The 17,277-nt window shown below is 35.6% G+C and carries 14 protein-coding genes; 11 read left to right on the top strand and 3 right to left on the bottom strand.

The genetic code is table 11. From position 1 onward, the window contains the following. The first annotated feature begins 154 nt into the window (after window positions 1-154). The 3 genes from SK086_RS05945 (at window position 155) to SK086_RS05935 (ending at window position 2,670) form a co-directional block, all read left to right on the top strand. Window positions 155-715, top strand: a complete 561-nt coding sequence (locus SK086_RS05945; RefSeq protein WP_324690463.1) for a helix-turn-helix domain-containing protein — start codon at window positions 155-157, stop codon at window positions 713-715. Window positions 716-814: 99 nt separating this feature from the next. Beyond that, complete coding sequence (locus tag SK086_RS05940) at window positions 815-2,308, top strand: MauE/DoxX family redox-associated membrane protein (protein WP_324690461.1); 1,494 nt, start codon at window positions 815-817, stop codon at window positions 2,306-2,308. 89 nt (window positions 2,309-2,397) lie between these two features. Then, window positions 2,398-2,670 carry a DUF6520 family protein gene (locus tag SK086_RS05935; protein WP_324690460.1) on the top strand — a complete coding sequence of 91 codons (273 nt, stop codon included), beginning with the start codon at window positions 2,398-2,400 and terminating at the stop codon, window positions 2,668-2,670. A 40-nt stretch (window positions 2,671-2,710) separates the two neighbouring features. Here SK086_RS05935 and SK086_RS05930 read toward each other — a convergent pair whose 3' ends face one another. The 3 genes from SK086_RS05930 to SK086_RS05920 are packed head-to-tail and all read right to left on the bottom strand — an operon-like array spanning window position 2,711 to window position 9,709. Beyond that, the gene (locus SK086_RS05930; RefSeq protein ID WP_324690459.1) at window positions 2,711-5,290 is read right to left on the bottom strand and encodes a S9 family peptidase; all 2,580 of its coding nucleotides are present in this window, start codon (window positions 5,288-5,290) and stop codon (window positions 2,711-2,713) included. Further along, window positions 5,290-6,666, bottom strand: coding sequence for a RagB/SusD family nutrient uptake outer membrane protein (locus SK086_RS05925; protein WP_324690458.1), 1,377 nt, complete (start codon window positions 6,664-6,666; stop codon window positions 5,290-5,292). Before SK086_RS05925 ends, SK086_RS05930 begins: the two co-directional genes overlap by 1 nt. Window positions 6,667-6,682: 16 nt before the next feature. Beyond that, window positions 6,683-9,709, bottom strand: coding sequence for a SusC/RagA family TonB-linked outer membrane protein (locus tag SK086_RS05920; protein WP_324690457.1), 3,027 nt, complete (start codon window positions 9,707-9,709; stop codon window positions 6,683-6,685). An 829-nt stretch (window positions 9,710-10,538) separates the two neighbouring features. On the opposite strand from SK086_RS05920, the gene SK086_RS05915 reads away from it, so the two are divergent. The 8 genes from SK086_RS05915 (at window position 10,539) to SK086_RS05880 (ending at window position 17,113) form a co-directional block, all read left to right on the top strand. Next, window positions 10,539-10,775 (top strand): helix-turn-helix domain-containing protein, encoded by a 237-nt coding sequence (locus SK086_RS05915; protein ID WP_324690456.1) that lies wholly within the window; start codon window positions 10,539-10,541, stop codon window positions 10,773-10,775. Between the two features lie 427 nt (window positions 10,776-11,202). Next, window positions 11,203-11,823 carry a Fe(II)-2OG oxygenase family protein gene (locus SK086_RS05910; RefSeq protein WP_324690455.1) on the top strand — a complete coding sequence of 207 codons (621 nt, stop codon included), beginning with the start codon at window positions 11,203-11,205 and terminating at the stop codon, window positions 11,821-11,823. Between the two features lie 3 nt (window positions 11,824-11,826). Continuing rightward, window positions 11,827-12,795 carry a hypothetical protein gene (locus SK086_RS05905; RefSeq protein ID WP_324690454.1) on the top strand — a complete coding sequence of 323 codons (969 nt, stop codon included), beginning with the start codon at window positions 11,827-11,829 and terminating at the stop codon, window positions 12,793-12,795. Between the two features lie 153 nt (window positions 12,796-12,948). Next, on the top strand, window positions 12,949-14,109 hold the full coding sequence (locus SK086_RS05900; protein ID WP_324690453.1) for a hypothetical protein: 1,161 nt from the start codon (window positions 12,949-12,951) through the stop codon (window positions 14,107-14,109). 130 nt (window positions 14,110-14,239) lie between these two features. Continuing rightward, entirely contained in the window at window positions 14,240-15,010 is a 771-nt protein-coding gene (locus SK086_RS05895; RefSeq protein WP_324690452.1) for a Cthe_2314 family HEPN domain-containing protein, read from the top strand. Between the two features lie 140 nt (window positions 15,011-15,150). Continuing rightward, window positions 15,151-15,762: a hypothetical protein gene (locus SK086_RS05890; protein WP_324690451.1), complete on the top strand. Its 612-nt coding sequence runs from the start codon at window positions 15,151-15,153 to the stop codon at window positions 15,760-15,762. A gap of 590 nt (window positions 15,763-16,352) precedes the next feature. Further along, window positions 16,353-16,628 carry a CRISPR-associated protein Cas2 gene (locus SK086_RS05885; protein WP_324690450.1) on the top strand — a complete coding sequence of 92 codons (276 nt, stop codon included), beginning with the start codon at window positions 16,353-16,355 and terminating at the stop codon, window positions 16,626-16,628. A 2-nt stretch (window positions 16,629-16,630) separates the two neighbouring features. After that, complete coding sequence (locus SK086_RS05880) at window positions 16,631-17,113, top strand: hypothetical protein (protein ID WP_324690448.1); 483 nt, start codon at window positions 16,631-16,633, stop codon at window positions 17,111-17,113. The last annotated feature ends 164 nt before the right edge of the window (window positions 17,114-17,277 follow it).

The following is a 17,277-nucleotide window of genomic DNA, read 5'->3' as shown; positions in this document are numbered from 1 at the left end:
TTGAAAGTATTGAATTTATTGAAGATTTGACTTTAAATTGGAGTATGTAATTCCCGAATGGCACACTATAGTGTTTGATTCGGGAATTTGTATTTTATAGTTTTGGTTATTCTCATTTGATTCTTCTCCGACTATTTCTCACTGCTATATACTCATGGGTTCGTTACAAAACCAAGATCGGATTAAAGCTATTTACCGTATGCTGTTGGCTCTTGCTAACGGTAACTTGGGGTATCGGATGGTGTTGGATGGTGCGGATGAATCCTTTGATGAATTGGCTACCTTGCTCAACCAATTGGCTGAAAAGTTAGAGGAAATGGCGTATTATAATCCGTACCTCAGCAGAAAAACTGATTTAGGTTTGCTTGATGACAGCAGTTTACTCCTTGTTAGGAAGGTACTTGATTATATTTATAATAACTTGGAGGAACCTCTCCCATCGACCAGGAAACTGGCCAGAATGTTTGGCACCAACGAATTTGCTTTGAAAAATAGTTTTAGGAGATTGCAAAAGACCAGCATTTATCAATTTTATAATGATGAACGGCTGAAAAAGGCTCACTTACTTATTGAGGATACTACTCTTCCTTTTAAAGATATTGCTCTTTGCTGTGGTTTTAGTGATTATCCTACCTTCTTAAAAGCTTTCAAGAGAAAATACCATTATCCGCCAACCATGGTAAAACGGGAAAATGGTTTAAACCGCAATACATGAGTTGTCTCCGCTATTTACTCATTGAAATTCCCAAATCAACCTTTTGTAAAGTATTTAAATTCAAAACTTTACCACAGTAATCATCTAATCACTGTTGTAATGAAACTTGCTGCTTCTTTCAAATCGCATTTTATTTATGTTGTTGCACTCCTTCATATAGTGTTGTATTTGTATGCGGCTGTTACAAAACTATTGGATTTTGAGAATTTTCAGGTGCAATTAGGGCAATCGCCTTTGTTGAGTGCTTATGCAAGTCCGGTTTCCTATATGGTACCTATTGTTGAACTTCTGATAAGTTGCCTGTTATTACTGCCCAAATACCGTTACATAGGCCTTTACGGATCGTTCTCACTGATGCTGATGTTCTCGGCCTATATTTTTATCATGCTTCATTTCAGTCCTTTTACGCCCTGCTCTTGTGGGGGTATACTCGAAGAAATGAATTGGGAACAACACCTAATTTTCAATCTCATTTTTGTTATGCTAAGTCTGTCAGCACTATTCTTATCGAAAAGAAACAGTCCTGTTAAAATCAGACTGGCTACAACCGCAACGGTAGCGCTATTGAGTATCTGCACCATAATAATTCTCTATATCAGCTCTGAAAACACCATCCATCATCGAAACAACTTTATACGTCGTTTTCCAAAGCATCCTACTACAGATAAAATTGCAATCGAACTGCCATACGCTTCATATTTCATAGCAGGATACGACAATAAGCACATTTACCTCGGAAATAAAACAGCACCTTTATTGGTAACCATTTATGATTTAAAGCTAAAAAAAATAAAAGAAGTCCGAATCAATATGCCAAGAATAGATTTTAAATACAAAGCACCTAGGTTATCCGTAAAACCACCTTACTTCTACTTCACAGACGGCACCGTTCCTTGTGTGTTTACAGGAGACACCCTCACTTGGAAAGCAACATTAAAGAGCAATACAAAGGACTATTTTAATGCTTTTGTGCCTACTAATAAGCATAGCGGTATAGTAAGAGCCGTGAGTTCAAAAACAAAGCAAAACGTTCTCGGTGTTCTATGGTTTGGGGAAGAGAAAAAATTAATATTGAACCACAATCTTCTAAAAAAACAAGTCGATGGTTTATTTGATACCAGCGGGCAACTGCTATTTAATGAACAAACCAATCAAATAATCTACACCTACTTTTATCGCAATCAATTCCTCATTACCAATCCAAAACTTACACTTATAAAAACCGGAAAAACTATTGACACCATCACTAAAGCCCAAGTTAAAGTAGCAAAAATCAAGTCTAAAAATGAAACCGTGCTGGCCAAACAGCCACTACTGGTAAATCGTCTCATGGCTTCTTATGGTAATTATCTGTTCGTCAATTCGGCTTTAATGGGCAAACATGAACCCAAAATCATGTGGGACAAAGCCTCCATAATAGATGTATACAATCTAAAAGACAACACCTACGCCTTTAGTTTCTACATCTATAACAAACAAGACACAACTATGGATGAATTCATTGTGATTAACGACTATGTGGTCAATCTCAATGGCAAACATCTTACAATCGAAAGAATAAAGACCGATTATTATCAACCTTGGCAATACTAAATTGTTTTATAAAAATATACCGCGCAGTATCAGGGGAAGACCGAAAACCTGTAACAGAGTAGGTCATAAACCATTAAATTGTAATAATTATGAAAACAAATTTTTTAAAACCTGTTTTTTCGTTATTTGCTGTAGCTTTTGCCGTTTTTGCAGCATTTGCTTTCACACCGGCTCCAACTGCCGGTAAAGATGTTGTCGACATCTGGGGTCATAACCCGGAAGACGATTGTGATGTTACCAGTACTTTGTGTACTGACGACAGTTCTAAACCGCAATGTCGCATTGGCACGAACGGAGCCTTCCTGTACGATATGAGCAGCCAAACCGACTGTGTCATCGAATTGTACAGAAAAGTAAATTAGAAAAAGAAGAAGCCGAAACAAAATCGTTTCGGCTTCTTTACTAATCAATAACCACACTTTTCTCTTTAAGGTAAAAATCAAACCAATGCTTTATTCTCATACTCAAATCCTTCTGCAATTCAGGAGTTTTCACAGCATGTCCTTCATTTTCATATACTATAAAAAGGTTCTTTTTCCTTAACCTACGCAAAGCCATGTGAAATTCCGCTAATTGTGTCCACAAAACGTTGGTATCCTTTTTTCCGGCCCAACTTAACAATGGTGTTTCACACTGTGTTGCATGGGGCAAAGGACTGTTTTTACTATACGCTTCCCAATTGTCAAAAGGTGAAAATCCAAACCGATGTTGTTGTGATTCATAGCGCCAAGCATCAGGTCTTCTGGCGGGAGTTGAATAAGAAAAATATCCGCTTATGAGATTTGTAACACCGGCACCGCTCACCGCAGCCGTGAACAGCTTTGTCTGCGTAATGATAAAGGTACTTTCATATCCACCAAAGGAATGGCCAATGAGCCCAATCCGCTTATCATCCACTATTCCCATACTTTTAACTTTATCCACGGCAGCCACCACGCAATCTAAGGCAGAAAGTCCTGCTTGCCCCGGTGTATAAACGATATCCGGAAAGAACACAAGATATCCATCCAAAAAATAATGGGCTGCATTAAACCCTACAGAATCAAATTCAGTAGGAACTATGTAATTATGAAATCCCGTCGATTGTTTTTCGTAAATAAAAACCACCATAGGATACTGCTTGCCCTTAACATAATCAGCCGGTTTGTATAGTATGCCCTTTAACGGCACTCCATCGGTATTTTGGTAATCAATCAATTCTGCTGTACCCCACTTATACGCTTTGGCAAATGGATTCGATTGAAAAATAGTTTTTGTCGGTCGCTTACCGCTAAAATGCATCAGCCTAGGTGGGTTTACAGCGGTTTCCTCCACAAAAATATAATCCTCAGTATGGGCTGCTTTTTGCAATCGGCTTTTACCGGAATTACCAAACAGTATTTTTGATATAGAAAAATCGGGATTCATTTTGTAATAACCACTTTCACCCCCAGCCGTGCTAGCATACAATAACAACCCTTTGGAAAAATCGATAAGCCTTACAAGGTATTCATCCTTAAACTGTTTCCTTGCTAACGGATAAAGCTCCTCACTCAATCTAAATTGTACTTGCTGCTCTTTTCCGCGTGTAACTCTGCGTGCCTTATAATCATCCACAGTAATCACCCACATATCATAAGCGTCATAAACAATAAAGTATTTTTCATCGGATGACCAACCCGGACTGGCATACGGATAAGGTGGTCCGGCTTCATAGCGCTGATGATCGGTAACGGCAATAGGAAGGACACCACTCACGTTATGATGAACACCTTTTTTACTATCATAAATCCACCAATTCCTGTCTTTGTAATAATAAAAATAATTGCCTTTCGGGGATATACCCGTCATCCCCGGTGCTGTACTTTGTTTGGGAAGTAATAGCTTTTCTTCACCCGTATCAATATGCTTTAAGTACATATCAGCCGGAGCCACCTGTTCATACTGGGGTTCATACTGCTTTAGGTCATAGCAAACCGCATAGTTCCCGTCAATAGTAAGTATAGCACTCGGGCGTTCATTTGTGCCAATTAGTACCACTTTGTTTGTTGCCGTGAACCACGAAGCTAATTTATTCAATACCCTGGGATTACCATACAACTTGTTCCAACCATATTCATAAACAGTATCCGTATCCCAAACTTCATAGGGCTGTTTGACTTCTTTTTCTTTAGGTTCGCTGTAATAAAATAACACTTGACTGCCATCGTCTGAAAATCGTAGCGCAGTATTGCCTTCACCATAAATCAATTGTCCTTGTAGCACCTCAACTGTTGTCGGATTCAATACCGTAGTGCTTTGACTGTCTATACTGTAATGGTATATCTTGTTGGACTCCATCCCTTGACTTATTACCATAGGCTCCAAAAAGCAAATGGCATTGGCTTGAGCATTCCACGCCAACTTTTTAAATAACATTTTTTCACTTAAGGCTGTAAAGGGTAACTTAATCACTTTGCCGTTTTGGTAATACTGTATCGACTGCTCAGCTACCATAGCTATTTTACCATCCTTAGCTATGGCAAACTCACTACAGTCCTCAAATACAGTTTCACCACCGCTATCCAAATCAAATACAATAAGTGTTTGCTTGTTGTCGGATTGGGTTATAATCACCAAATCATGTGGTGAAAACTCATAGTCAACTACATCCAAGTATTGCCTTTCTTGTTTATTATCAAGATCCAGCAACCTTAGCTTGCCTTCTGATTCGATTACCGCAAAGTATTTCCCGTCCTGGCTAAACGAATAACGTTCAGCCTTTGGAAAAGCTATCCTTTTCTTACCTTGAATAGATGCTACAAAAAGTGTGTCGGCGCCGTAATCATAGTTCAGTTTATAGTTTACCCATTTACCGTTGGCCGAAAGCTGTACATCTCCCATTGTACTCCATCGGGCATAGTCGTCAACGGTAACTCGTTTCTTGGTCTTATTTTGACCAAAACAGGGTACCGCCTGCAAAAGCGGTACCATAACAATCCATAAAAAAAGAGTGTGCTTCATTAATATCCGGGGTTTTGGGGCAACAAATTAGCATTCAAAAGCAGTTCGGAAGCCGGTAAAGGAAAAAGCAAATCGGTCCCTTCCCAATTGGGTTTTATCGGCGAGAGCACAGTAGCCGCTTGACCTGTTCTTTTCAAATCAAACCAACGATGTCCTTGCTCTGTAAAGAGTTCATATTTTCGTTCTTTAGCAACAGCCGCTAGTAGGCCTGCTTGGGTTACCGCTGTAGTGTTCCCTAATCCTGCTTTTGTTCTTATTTTATTAATATCAGCCTGTGCTGCCGGGATTTGGTTTAAATGGGCATACGCTTCGGCTCTAATTAAATACTGTTCCGGCAGTCGGAGTAAAATAGTGTACTCTTCCGATGTGGGCGTAGCTCCTGTTTTTTTGTATTTATAGGACATGTACCAGTTTACGCCTGCAGTGGTAACTGTACGTACCCAATTGGTACGTCTTAAATCGCCCGCTTCAAAGGAAGCAACAAACTGTGGCGATAAAAAAGGTTTTGATGGTGGTCCGCTTGAATAAATAAAAGTACGACCGTCCTTAGCATTCAAGCCCGGAGTACCCGGATGCAGTGCCAAGATAGTGGAAGTTGATTGACGCAGGAATTCAGTAGCAGGATTGTTCACCCAAACATAAGCCGGATTATCAATTACGGCTGTTGCTTTAGCCACAGCATTATTCCAATCACCGCGGTACAAATAAACCCTGGCCAACATGGCTGTGGCCACAGCTTTATTTACTCTCACACGTTCGGCTGTTGGATAAGAAGTTGGCAGTAGTGTTTCCGCCAACAATAGGTCAACAGTCACTTTTTGCAAAACCTCATCGGCAGGAGTTTTACCTATAGTAGCATTAGCAACATAATTCGTTGTGGTCACATAAGGAATATCCCCAAATACATTGCTGAGATAAAAATGCAAATAGGCTCTCAAAAAATAAGCCTCACCGGTTAGTCTGTCTCTATCCGCAGCACTGATTGCTGTTGAATTGGCAAGCCCTTCCAGTACCATATTGGCAGCATAAATCTCAGTATAGGTGTTAGACCACATAGGCTTTAACAATCCGTTTGAAGCCACCATAGTATGGTCATAAAACTGTAGTATATCTGTATTTTGGCTGGTAAATTGCATCTCATCGCTATAACAGGAAAGCAATACCGAAACACCGCCAAGGGTTCCGCTTACGATACCTAATTCTCTAATGTGAGCATAAATGTCTGTCACAGCAGCTTCAGCAGTTTCAACATTTTTATAAACGTCCGGAGTTGTGAGTTGTGATTGCGGTGTATCCACTTCCGTAAAATCACTACAGCCTAGTACGCCAAACAGCGTAATTACGGCTAGTATTTTGGTATAAATTTTTGTTTTCATAGTTTGCTTTTTAAAGTTAAAATCCTAGTTGTACGCCAAGTGTAAACTGTTTTAGTGGCGGCAGTGAACTCATCGACTGGTTCTCCGGGTCAATTCCTTTATAATGGGTAAAAGTCAAGAGGTTTTGCCCTTGTAAATAAATTTTAGCACTAAAGGCTTTTGACCATCGAGACGGAATCGAATAGGAAATACTCATACTTTTCAACCGCACATACGAGGCATCACTCACGGTAGCATTACTTTCAATAAAATTGTAGTAAGCATCAACCGCGGCACTGTTTTGTCCGGTGGTGTATATTTGTGAGACACTCGTTGTACCATTGTCCGGAAAATGACTTGTAAAATCGGCCGGAAGATTTGCCATAGAACCGGCTAGTGGCGAAGTCTGATAGTAGTTCCTACCCTGCTGTTTTACAAACTGAAAAAGAAAATCCAAATTCCAGTTTTTATATTGTATTTGATTCGAAAGACCACCGTAAAAATCGGGTGCCGTGTCCATAATGGCTTGCTTGTCTAAAGTCGAAATTTGTCCGTCGCCATTGTAATCCCTAAAAGTATAAGTGCCGGTCACCGGGTCTATACCGGTATAATCATACCCTTTGGTAATAAATAAGGATTCACCCACCACCAGTAAATTAGCATAGGTAGACAACTCAAGATTTGGAAATGCAACAAGGGTATTTTTAGGAGTCGTAAGGTTCAAGTTCGTCGTCCATGAGAAATCTTTGCTTTTGAGGTTCTCTGTACGCAATTCAATTTCAAGTCCCGTATTCTCGACAGTAGCATCAAAATTAGATTGTATCGTTGGGAAACCCGTAGTGCCCGGCAACGGCACTCCAATCAACTGATTCGACGAGCGGTTTTTAAAATAAGCGGCCGAAAGAAAAATTCTGTCTTTAAAAAACCCAAGCTCTGCAGCCACCTCAAATTTGGTATTGGTTTCCCACCCAAAATCAGGATTAAACAAACGTGCCGGGGTCAATCCTACCACCCCATCATACAAATAAGGCGATACTTGGTACGTGTCTAAATATTGGTAATCTCCAATTTGGTCATTACCTGTAGTACCGTAACTGGCGCGAAGCTTACCAAAACTCAAAACACTGTTACGCTCCTTAAACCACTTTTCCCGACTAAAAATCCAGGCAGCACCCACAGCTCCAAAGTTGGCATAACGATTTGCAGGGCCAAATCTACTCGAGCCGTCTCGTCTTCCCGTTAAATTGAGTAAATAGCGATTGTCCCAATCAAAGTTTACCCTGGTGAACAAAGCGCTGTATTTATAATCTGTAACGGTATGGTTCAAAACCCTTACAGTGGTGGCAGCCGCAAGGCTGTTAATTAAGGCATCACTAGTAAAGCCCGAACCGGTTTGCGCCAATTTGGTAGTTTTCTGGCTTTGAAAAGTCGCCCCTACCATAACCTTAGTTTCCAACTTGTGCCACTTTTTGCCATAGTGTAACTGAGGTTCAAAAATATACGAACGACCACTGCCGTTATTGACCATCAATAAAGCTTCGTGGTTGGAAGTATCAAACGGGCTATAAACACTCAAAGGAACGGTAACGTTTTGAGTACTTCTTACCTCATTATAACCCAAACTGGCTTTTGCCTCCAAATCCGGGATTATTTTATACGATAGCAAGGTATTGGCCACTAAGTTTTGATTTGTGGTGATATAATCTCCTTGCATAGTAGCCAACGGATTAATCCAAGTACCGTTTTGCCAATTCAGGTTTCCATTATCGTCATACAAAGCAGGGGCATTGGGTGCCAAACTATAAGCGCGTGAGGTTAAGTCTCTCCCCGGTAACGTATTTTTATCCCCGGCATAGTCAGCCGAAAAATTGATGCTGAATTTATTGTCCTCCGATTTATGGGTAATGCTGCTGTGAACGGCACCTCTGCCATAATGGGCATCTCCGGGAAAAACGGTTGTTTCCTTTCGATAGGTACCGCTAACCATAAATTGAGTATTGGGACTGCCCCCCGATACCGAGGCTTGCGCACTGTTAATATTGGCTGTGCCTCCCATGAGTTCCTTACGCCAATTTGTATATCGACTTTGATCCCAGGCACCGTTAACATCATAAGCCCCGTTCGGATAGGTAGCAATATTGTCATTGGCAAAAGCTTCAGTACGCATAGCCAAATATTGCGCTGTATTCATCATCGTCAACTCACGGGCAACCTTACCCACTGTTGAAAAAGCGTTTACGGCAAAGCTTGTCTTAGCTGTTTTTCCTTTTTTAGTTGTTATCAGGATAACCCCATTTGCACCGCGAGAACCGTAAATAGCTGTAGCATCAGCATCTTTTAATACCTCAATACTTTCAATATCGGCAGGGTTAATCATATTAAGTGGGTTTACCATTCCGGTAATTGCAGCCGATGAGATAGTATTATCACCCAGCGATTGGGAAGAATAAGGCACACCATCAACAACATACAAAGGGTCGTTACCATCGGTACGAATACTATTTAATCCACGCACTTGTATACTAAAACGACCACCGGGCAATCCTGAATTCTGAATGATATTCACCCCCGATAACCGTCCTTGCATTGCTGCTAAAGGGTTACTCACCGGCTGTTTCTCAATCTCTTTTGCAGTAATCTTAGCAATACTGCCAGTCCGCTCCTTCTCTTTCACTGTATAGTAACCTGCATTCACGGTCACTTCTTGTAAAGTGGTGGCGTCTTCTTTCATGGTAACATTAATTGAGGTTTTACCGTTAACGGCAACTTCAGTCATTTTGTATCCGATGTAACTGAATACAAGCACTCCTTCCTGCCTCATCATGATGGTGTATTTTCCGGTGGAATCGGTTATGGTACTTTGGTTAGTCCCTTTTACAGTAACTGTAACGCCTGGTAGGACTCCATTAGCATCTGTTACAGTACCGGTAATTGTAGTGGGCTTGCCCTGAGCGGAGTCGTAGGGTTGGTTTTGGGCAAAACAGGTTAGGCTTAAAAGGAAGATCCATGAGTAAATAGAATACCAAATAACAGCCCTACTCCTGAATAATAAAGATTTATTCATAATTTTGGTTGATTAAATGAAACATTAGTTTTGTTTATTGATGGCTCTCCTGAGTAGTTTGCAGACGATACAGGAAGAGCCTTTTTTGTTAGTTTAGTTATGTCATAGGCAAAGTTTTTTAGTATTTGAAGGCCACCGCGCCGCCTGGCTCCTTCGCTAAAACAGTCCACCGGACTGTTTTTTTTAACGCTCGGCCCAGTTTAATTGAACAATAGTTTAATTAGGCTTCGGCTTCCTATGTTAGTTTGGCGACGAGATAGGAAGTCTTTTTTTTTCTTGGTTTGTTTAGTTGTGTTTTTTATACCATAGGCTATAGGGTTTTGTTATTACTAGTTGTTTTAAGCATTAGCTACCGAATTCGTAATTGAAAAAAAGCTGCCCTAACGATTACTAATTCCAATAACCCAACTCAAATAAAGCAACTTGACCATTGTACTTATTACTATGGCTGTTAAGGCAGACTTTTACAATGCTATCCTACATAAGACAATAGGCAACAGTACAGCAGTTATCCTCTATCTTGTGGCTAATAAAAATGGTGAATCTGTGAGCGTAGTAAACGCAAAAAAGGCGCGGAACTCAGCTTATTGACTTTGAGGTACTGGTATACCCTGCAACAATAAGTGAGCCCACGCCCTAGAGCGTGAGCATTGGCACTTATCATCTCGTTGCAAAAATTACCAGTTTTCAAAGTCGAGATTCAAAGCGAATGCTTCAAATATTATTATATGAAGAATCGCAAATGTAATATTTATCGCAAATATATACAAAACACATTTGTAATCCAAATGGATTACAGTATTTTTTAAAAATATACCAAAATTGCGGTATGGCAGAGCTTGATAAAGAAGATATAGAATTAAAAAATCAGATAGCTGAAAGAATTCAGCATCTGAGAATTAAGACAGGGCTAACTCAGACAGAATTTGCCAAAAAACATGAAATTGACAGGCAAATACTAAATAGATGGGAAAGCACTAACAATAAGAGAGGTGTAACAATCTATACAATTAATAAGTTCTGTAAAATGATAGGAATATCATTAAAAGATTTTTTTGAATATTAAATTTCAGACAAGTAAATAAAAACAAAGATTAAAGATGCTATGGCATCTTTTTTTTTTTGCTCTTTATTTACATAACGAAAACTCTTAACAGCATAAATTTTTTGACATACTATTCTAAACATTTATCTCATTTTAAATCCATTTTTTTAGTTTGGACTGAAATTACAATTATTAACCCAGTTCTAGTTCTAGGCATAAACATTAAAGAAAAATTCAAAAACTATAGAAGAGGTATTTTTCATAATGACAGTTAGAAAAGACGTAAGAAATAAAACACGTAATTAATGTTTTATGAAAGAAATCTTAATATATTTGAGATTGTTAATTTAGAATATGGTAGTAGTTATACAAAACTTGTGAGGTTGATAGGAAGTATAATTTAACGACTATATAATTGTTGGCAGTAATTTTATCGAAAATCTTAGAGATGATAGAAGAAATTGAAAAAAATGGTTGGTTTTTTGGAAATGGAGATTTTTCAGACAATGAATTGTTGTCCATATTTCAAAAAAATACAGATGACTCTTTTTCGATAAAAAAAAACACTTTAACTCCAAATAAATCAAGTGATTCAAGAATAACATTGTCAAAAATATATGGATTGAATGCATTTCCGTTTCATAACGATGGAGTACAAAATAAGATACCTCCGAAATTTATTGTATTGAAATTAAAGTCTAGTGAAATAGAAGTAGCCAAGACATTTTTACTTGATGGTTTTGAATTAGCTTTAAACAATCAAAATATTTTCTATCATTCTATTTTTAACATTAATGGTAATGGATTTAAAGAAATTACTCCTTTGATAAACAAAAGAATAAATGGAAAAAAAATGTTGCGTTATAATCCTGTAATAATGGATTCTGTTATAAAAAAGAAAAAGGTTGAATTGGAACAAATTATAAATAATTCAAGTAAAATTGAAATTAATTGGAAACCTAAATCTTTTCTAATAATTGATAATTGGAGAATATTACATTCTAGAGATTCAATTACGAATCTAAACAAAGAAAGAATAATTGAAAGAATCGAATTTTACTATAAATAAATTATGAGTATAGCATTTAGTCACAACGAATTGTTTACAAAAGCGCAACTTTATATTGAAAGAGCACACGATGAAGAAAGAGAAGGTGATTTATATCCATTTTGGTTATCATTATCTCTTGAATTTATTATTAGAAGTACATTAGCTAAAATACATCCTGCTTTATTAGCTGAAACTCCAAATTCTAATGATTTTAAAAGTTTATTATATGCTTTTGGGTTTGAAGTTACAAATCAACCAAAATCCATCTCAATTACTACAGCAATTAATAGATTAGGAGAAATTATAAATGATTTTACTCAAAACGAACAAAAACAAGCAGCATTAATAATCAATGAGAGAAACACTGAACTACACAGTGGGTTAAAAGGATTTCAAGAATTTCCCGTAAAAATCTGGATTAGTGATTATTATCGTATTAACAATATTCTATTAAATCATCAAGGTTTAAACTTAATAGATTTATTCGGCGAACAAGAAGCAAAAGCAGCATCTATAATGATTCAAGAAGATGATGCTAAAATAAAGAAAATGGTAATTGACAGAATTGAAGCATACAAAAAAGTTTATAGTGAATTGAGCGAAGAAGAGCTTACCAAAAGAAAAGAAATTTCTGAAAAAGAATTGAGAAAATTTTTAAAACATACTCTTAAACCAAATTGTCCTTGTTGTGGAAATGAAGCTTTATTAACAGGAGAACAAGTGTCTGTTTCAAGTGCTAAAATAATAGATGGAGAACTTAAAGAAGAAGTAAGATATTTGCCCGCAAAATTAGCTTGTTTTTCCTGTGGTTTAAAAATTGATGGCTATCAACAATTAAAAATAGTAGGCTTAAGCGATGTTTTTACAAACTATGAGTATCCAGATCCAGTTGAATATTTAGGAATTGACGCAGAAAATTATGTTGACATTGACGAATTAGTTGAAAGAAGAATGAGTGAATATTATGATGGAGGATATAACGATGAATAAAAAACTACTGCCAACAACCGTTAACCACTATTGCTGGTTGTTTGATTAGCTTCTCGTTTTTTCTTCACGAAAAAACTCTATCTTATCAGACAGTTCGCTGGCTTCGCAACAGTCTCGAAGCCGTAAAACGTTATATGTCATTTTACCTCTATAATGCAAAAAACAAAATCTGAAAACAATATTTCAATCATTAATTCAAATGTATTCTTCAAAGAATTTACATTTAGCAAAAATGACTTTAAAGATTTGGACACAAATCAGAAGTTAGAATTTGCAGATAACGTTGTTTGGCTTGATGACATACTATTTATAATTCAAATTAAAGACAAAGAAGGAGAAAATGGTAATGAAAAAAAATGGTTTGAAAATAAAATCTTGAAAAAAGCAGTCTTACAAATCAAATCAACATTAAACTATTTAGAAAGTTATAATGAGATTTCAATTCAAAATGAAAAAGGTCATTTTCTAAATATTGTAAACGCACAAAATTGTAAGACTAAGAGAAAAATTATTATTTATGATTCACACAAATCTTTTCCAGAAGATTTACGACAAAAAAAGTTTTACCAAAGCTCTAAAATAGGATTAGTTCATTTGTTTCATGCTGAGGACTATTATTGGATTTGTAAATTTTTAATAACACCGGCGGAAATAGATGAATATTTGGAATTTCGAGAACAATATTTTTTAGAAAATACAGAATTAAGTATTCAGCTTCCTGAACAGTATTTTTTAGCTCATTTTTTTGAAACACTCGAAACTAATCACTATGAACCAAGGTATATACTTAAACTAAAAGAACAAACAATAAACTCAGAAGAATTTAGTATCAAATTTTTAATTGATGTTTTTTCAAACAAAATAACTATGACAAAACATCAAACCGAATATTATGAAATCATCAAAGAAATTGCTAAACTTAATCGTACTGAACTTTACGAATTCAGGATTAGATTTTTAAAAATGATTGAAAAATGTGATGATAAAAATATTATCACCCCATTTAGAATACATGTTCCAAGAACAGATTGTGCTTTTGTTTTTATACCTTTCAAAACATACCTTTCAAAGTACTGGGAAAATGCACTGAATAATTTTTTACTTGCTCATAAATATGATCAAAAAGCAACAAAATGCGTTGGTGTTATAGCTTATAGAGACAACAAGGATAGTTCCTTTTATCAAGTTTTTTGGTCATACATAAATGAAAAATGGTCATATGATGAAAATATAGAAACGTTATTATCAGACAACAATCCTTTTAGAGAAGTAAAAACTAAAGTGATTGAGAATAGATACCAAAATAGCTTATGATAGCATTTAGGAGCACTTATTGAACTTTCTTAAATTGTTCTTCCTTTTTCACTAAAAACTATTATCTTATAAACTGTTAGCGGATTACTTGTAAAGCCGCTTAAACATAGGAACCCTTTAACCGAGCAAAATGGAAATTACCCAATTTAATGGAGAATTGCATAACAAGTTTTTCGAAGTCGTTAATAGAACAATGATAGAAATTCATAAACACCCTGCATACAGCTCTTGCAAAAACAATCATAACCTATTAAGTCAAGAAGGAAAATATGCGCAGCAAGTATTCAAGCACTTTTCAAAAATCCATGAAACACAACAAGATTTAAGAAAAATAGAAATCTTTCTTCGGCGATTCCCTCTTAAAAAGTTTTATGAAAAAAATGAAATTTCGCATTTAGATTACATAAAGTATCACACGGAAGTGTTTTATCATAAGGTTCATACGATTTTAGAATTATTTAAATTAATGATAAATGAGGTGTATGAAGTTGGATATAATGGTAAAAGATGCACTTGGGAAAATTTATTAAAATCTGAAACTTTGAAAGGTTCTATCCCTTTAAACATAATAGAATATTATCATAAAAGTTTTGAGCATATTATTAATGCAAGACATTTAAACTCACATAGAGCTATATTCAAAGATTCTGAAAAAGATGATATTGAAGGCCCTATGATGTTATATAAAAATTCTGAAAAATTCAATATGGATTTAGGAGATGAGTTCAAAAGAATGATGCCAAAATTTTACCTGGAATACAAAATAAAAAAATATAAAAATGAAAGACTAAAATATATTGTTAACGCAAATGATGTTGCTGAACAATATGTTAACCTTTTCATTAATACAACCATCCCTGAGTTTTTAAAACGGGCAAAAAGTAAAAATGAAGACACATAAGTATCGGCTTTGCGTAACCACCAGGTTCGATGTCCTCACGATTTTCAATCAAAAATCATAAAGGAATTTTATATTTGGAGTAGTTCCGTTAATTTTAACAGCTATCGCAGAATTGCAGAACTATAAAGGTAATTTAGACAATGATGACTTTCAAAGAAATTGACGAGAGAATAAATCACTATCAAGAAGAGCTTGAACTTAGTGCTAGATTATTGTCCAAAATTGATTTTTTAAATAAAGAAGATGTTGTAATATCCGACCAAAAAAAAATGAAAATTGAATTTTTTTCTTTTGTAACGAGTAGCTATATCGATTTGCTGTGTACTTATAGAAATTTAAAAAGATCAAAATCGGCTTGGGAGAAATTCTACAACATTAAAATAGCTTACTTATTTATATACGAAACAATTAACACCTATCATAAGTATAAAAGTGAAGTTTACAAAACTGTTACAAATGAAGAAAAAGATATATACAAAAAGTTTTTTGATATGCTTAACAGAGAACTTACAGAATTCAAAGCCACCTATGATTATGATAATGTAATGGCTAGTATTAGAAATAAGGCTTCAGCACACTATGACAGAGACTTCTTGACATTTTATTCAAGCTTTGACGTTCTAGAAAATCCAAAGTCTAAAGAGATTATACGTGATTTTTTATATTTTATCAATCCGTTACATTATTTCACTTATGGTTTGTTAAAAGGAGAAATAGATGAGTTTTTATTTATCAACAGTTGGATGATTTAAGATTCTTCTGTAGAGAAAAATCATAGTTACTCTGTTAAAACATTGAAATGAGCGAAATTATGGTTATCTCCCCCACTGCCACATGAATCATTTCGCATATATTACAGTATTTTAGCCATTTCTAAACACTGATATACTTTTGTACTTGCATCGTGGATATGCACAACGTAAACTAATCCACTCTTATTTCAAGTCTAAAAATCCTTTTTAGCATAACGAATACTCCCAAATTACATACCCTTTTGAAATACTATTCAATACATTGAGCCTTCTTAAAATCAAATCTATGGAGTGGTATGAAATAGTAATCCCGGTTATCATAATTGGGGGCTAACCTTGGTAACAAATTAAAGAATGTAGATAGAGTATATTTTCTAATGACAAATGGAGGAATCGTAAGAAATAAAATATGAAATTAATGCAGCATAATAGAAATCTTAATATATTTGAGATTACTAATTTAGAATATGATAGTGGTAATATATCCAACTGTGAGGTTGATAGGAGGTATAGTCTAACAACTATTGAATTGTTATGGGTAATGCATCGGAAAATCTAAACACAGAAATTAAAAATTATAAAAGAAAAATATGGCATTATATTCAATTACGTATGATTTATCGAATCCTGGAAGAGATTACGACACACTCACTGGTGCAATCAAGAAATATGGTTTTTGGTGGCATCAAACAGGTTCTGTTTGGTTAATTTCAGCGAATAACACATCAACAGCAGTTATTCGTGATTACTTGAAACAATTTATAGATCGAAATGATAAATTATTTGTGGCCAAACTTTCTGGTGAATGGGCAGCTGTTGGTTTTACCCAAGAAGAGTATGACTGGATAAAATCTAAAAACGCATAGTTATGGGGCAAGTAAATTATTTAGGCATAATAGCAGACCTATTAGCGATAATATCTCTAGTTTTATCTATGTATTTTTATTATGGCTCTCATTCAAAACAAATTGATGAGATAAAAAAAATTATGCAGGACAAATCTAACTCTGATGTAGCTGAACTGAAGAAAGAGTTAAGCGAAATTAAAGGTAGTATTGGGCACTTAAATAAAGAAACTTTCGATCTTTTAAAAAATCAAGTTTCTTTTATGCAACAACAGGTTGGGCAAGTTGGTACAAAAACAATAACAAAACCAGATGTTGAAATATTAGATATTGTAATGAAACATAAAGTAATAACTATTGAAACATTGTGCATGAGTTTTAATAATATTGATAGATTTATTGTAATAAAGTATATAGAACAATTTTGTGAACGTGGAACTTTATTGTTTGACGGAACTGTAGTAAAACTTAATCAACGTAAAGATAAAACGGAAGATGAAAGTTAAAAGAGTACTACCCATAATAGCCGCTACACGATCATTGCAGGTTTTTCTTAACTTCACTCCTATTTTCACATAAAAACTTTTATTTTAGTAGATGGTAAGTGGTTCGTTGGCTTCTCAATAGACGGTTAGTGGCGAAACGTTACCAGTAATATTAAACCGTGGAA

Source organism: Flavobacterium cheonhonense (assembly GCF_035671315.1).
GTDB classification, from domain to species: Bacteria; Bacteroidota; Bacteroidia; order Flavobacteriales; family Flavobacteriaceae; genus Flavobacterium; species Flavobacterium cheonhonense.
Note: the sequence above shows the minus strand (reverse complement) of the source record. Positions and strands in the feature narration are given on the sequence as shown.

Excerpts from the sequence above, each read along its gene's own strand:
- SK086_RS05915 (WP_324690456.1), top strand. The coding sequence starts at position 10,539 with ATGGCAGAGCTTGATAAAGAAGATATAGAATTAAAAAATCAGATAGCT.
- SK086_RS05945 (WP_324690463.1), top strand. The coding sequence starts at position 155 with ATGGGTTCGTTACAAAACCAAGATCGGATTAAAGCTATTTACCGTATG.
- SK086_RS05930 (WP_324690459.1), bottom strand. The coding sequence starts at position 5,290 with ATGAAGCACACTCTTTTTTTATGGATTGTTATGGTACCGCTTTTGCAG.
- SK086_RS05920 (WP_324690457.1), bottom strand. The coding sequence starts at position 9,709 with ATGAATAAATCTTTATTATTCAGGAGTAGGGCTGTTATTTGGTATTCT.
- SK086_RS05880 (WP_324690448.1), top strand. The coding sequence starts at position 16,631 with ATGGGGCAAGTAAATTATTTAGGCATAATAGCAGACCTATTAGCGATA.
- SK086_RS05940 (WP_324690461.1), top strand. The coding sequence starts at position 815 with ATGAAACTTGCTGCTTCTTTCAAATCGCATTTTATTTATGTTGTTGCA.
- SK086_RS05910 (WP_324690455.1), top strand. The coding sequence starts at position 11,203 with ATGATAGAAGAAATTGAAAAAAATGGTTGGTTTTTTGGAAATGGAGAT.
- SK086_RS05885 (WP_324690450.1), top strand. The coding sequence starts at position 16,353 with ATGGCATTATATTCAATTACGTATGATTTATCGAATCCTGGAAGAGAT.
- SK086_RS05905 (WP_324690454.1), top strand. The coding sequence starts at position 11,827 with ATGAGTATAGCATTTAGTCACAACGAATTGTTTACAAAAGCGCAACTT.
- SK086_RS05900 (WP_324690453.1), top strand. The coding sequence starts at position 12,949 with ATGCAAAAAACAAAATCTGAAAACAATATTTCAATCATTAATTCAAAT.
- SK086_RS05890 (WP_324690451.1), top strand. The coding sequence starts at position 15,151 with ATGATGACTTTCAAAGAAATTGACGAGAGAATAAATCACTATCAAGAA.
- SK086_RS05925 (WP_324690458.1), bottom strand. The coding sequence starts at position 6,666 with ATGAAAACAAAAATTTATACCAAAATACTAGCCGTAATTACGCTGTTT.
- SK086_RS05935 (WP_324690460.1), top strand. The coding sequence starts at position 2,398 with ATGAAAACAAATTTTTTAAAACCTGTTTTTTCGTTATTTGCTGTAGCT.
- SK086_RS05895 (WP_324690452.1), top strand. The coding sequence starts at position 14,240 with ATGGAAATTACCCAATTTAATGGAGAATTGCATAACAAGTTTTTCGAA.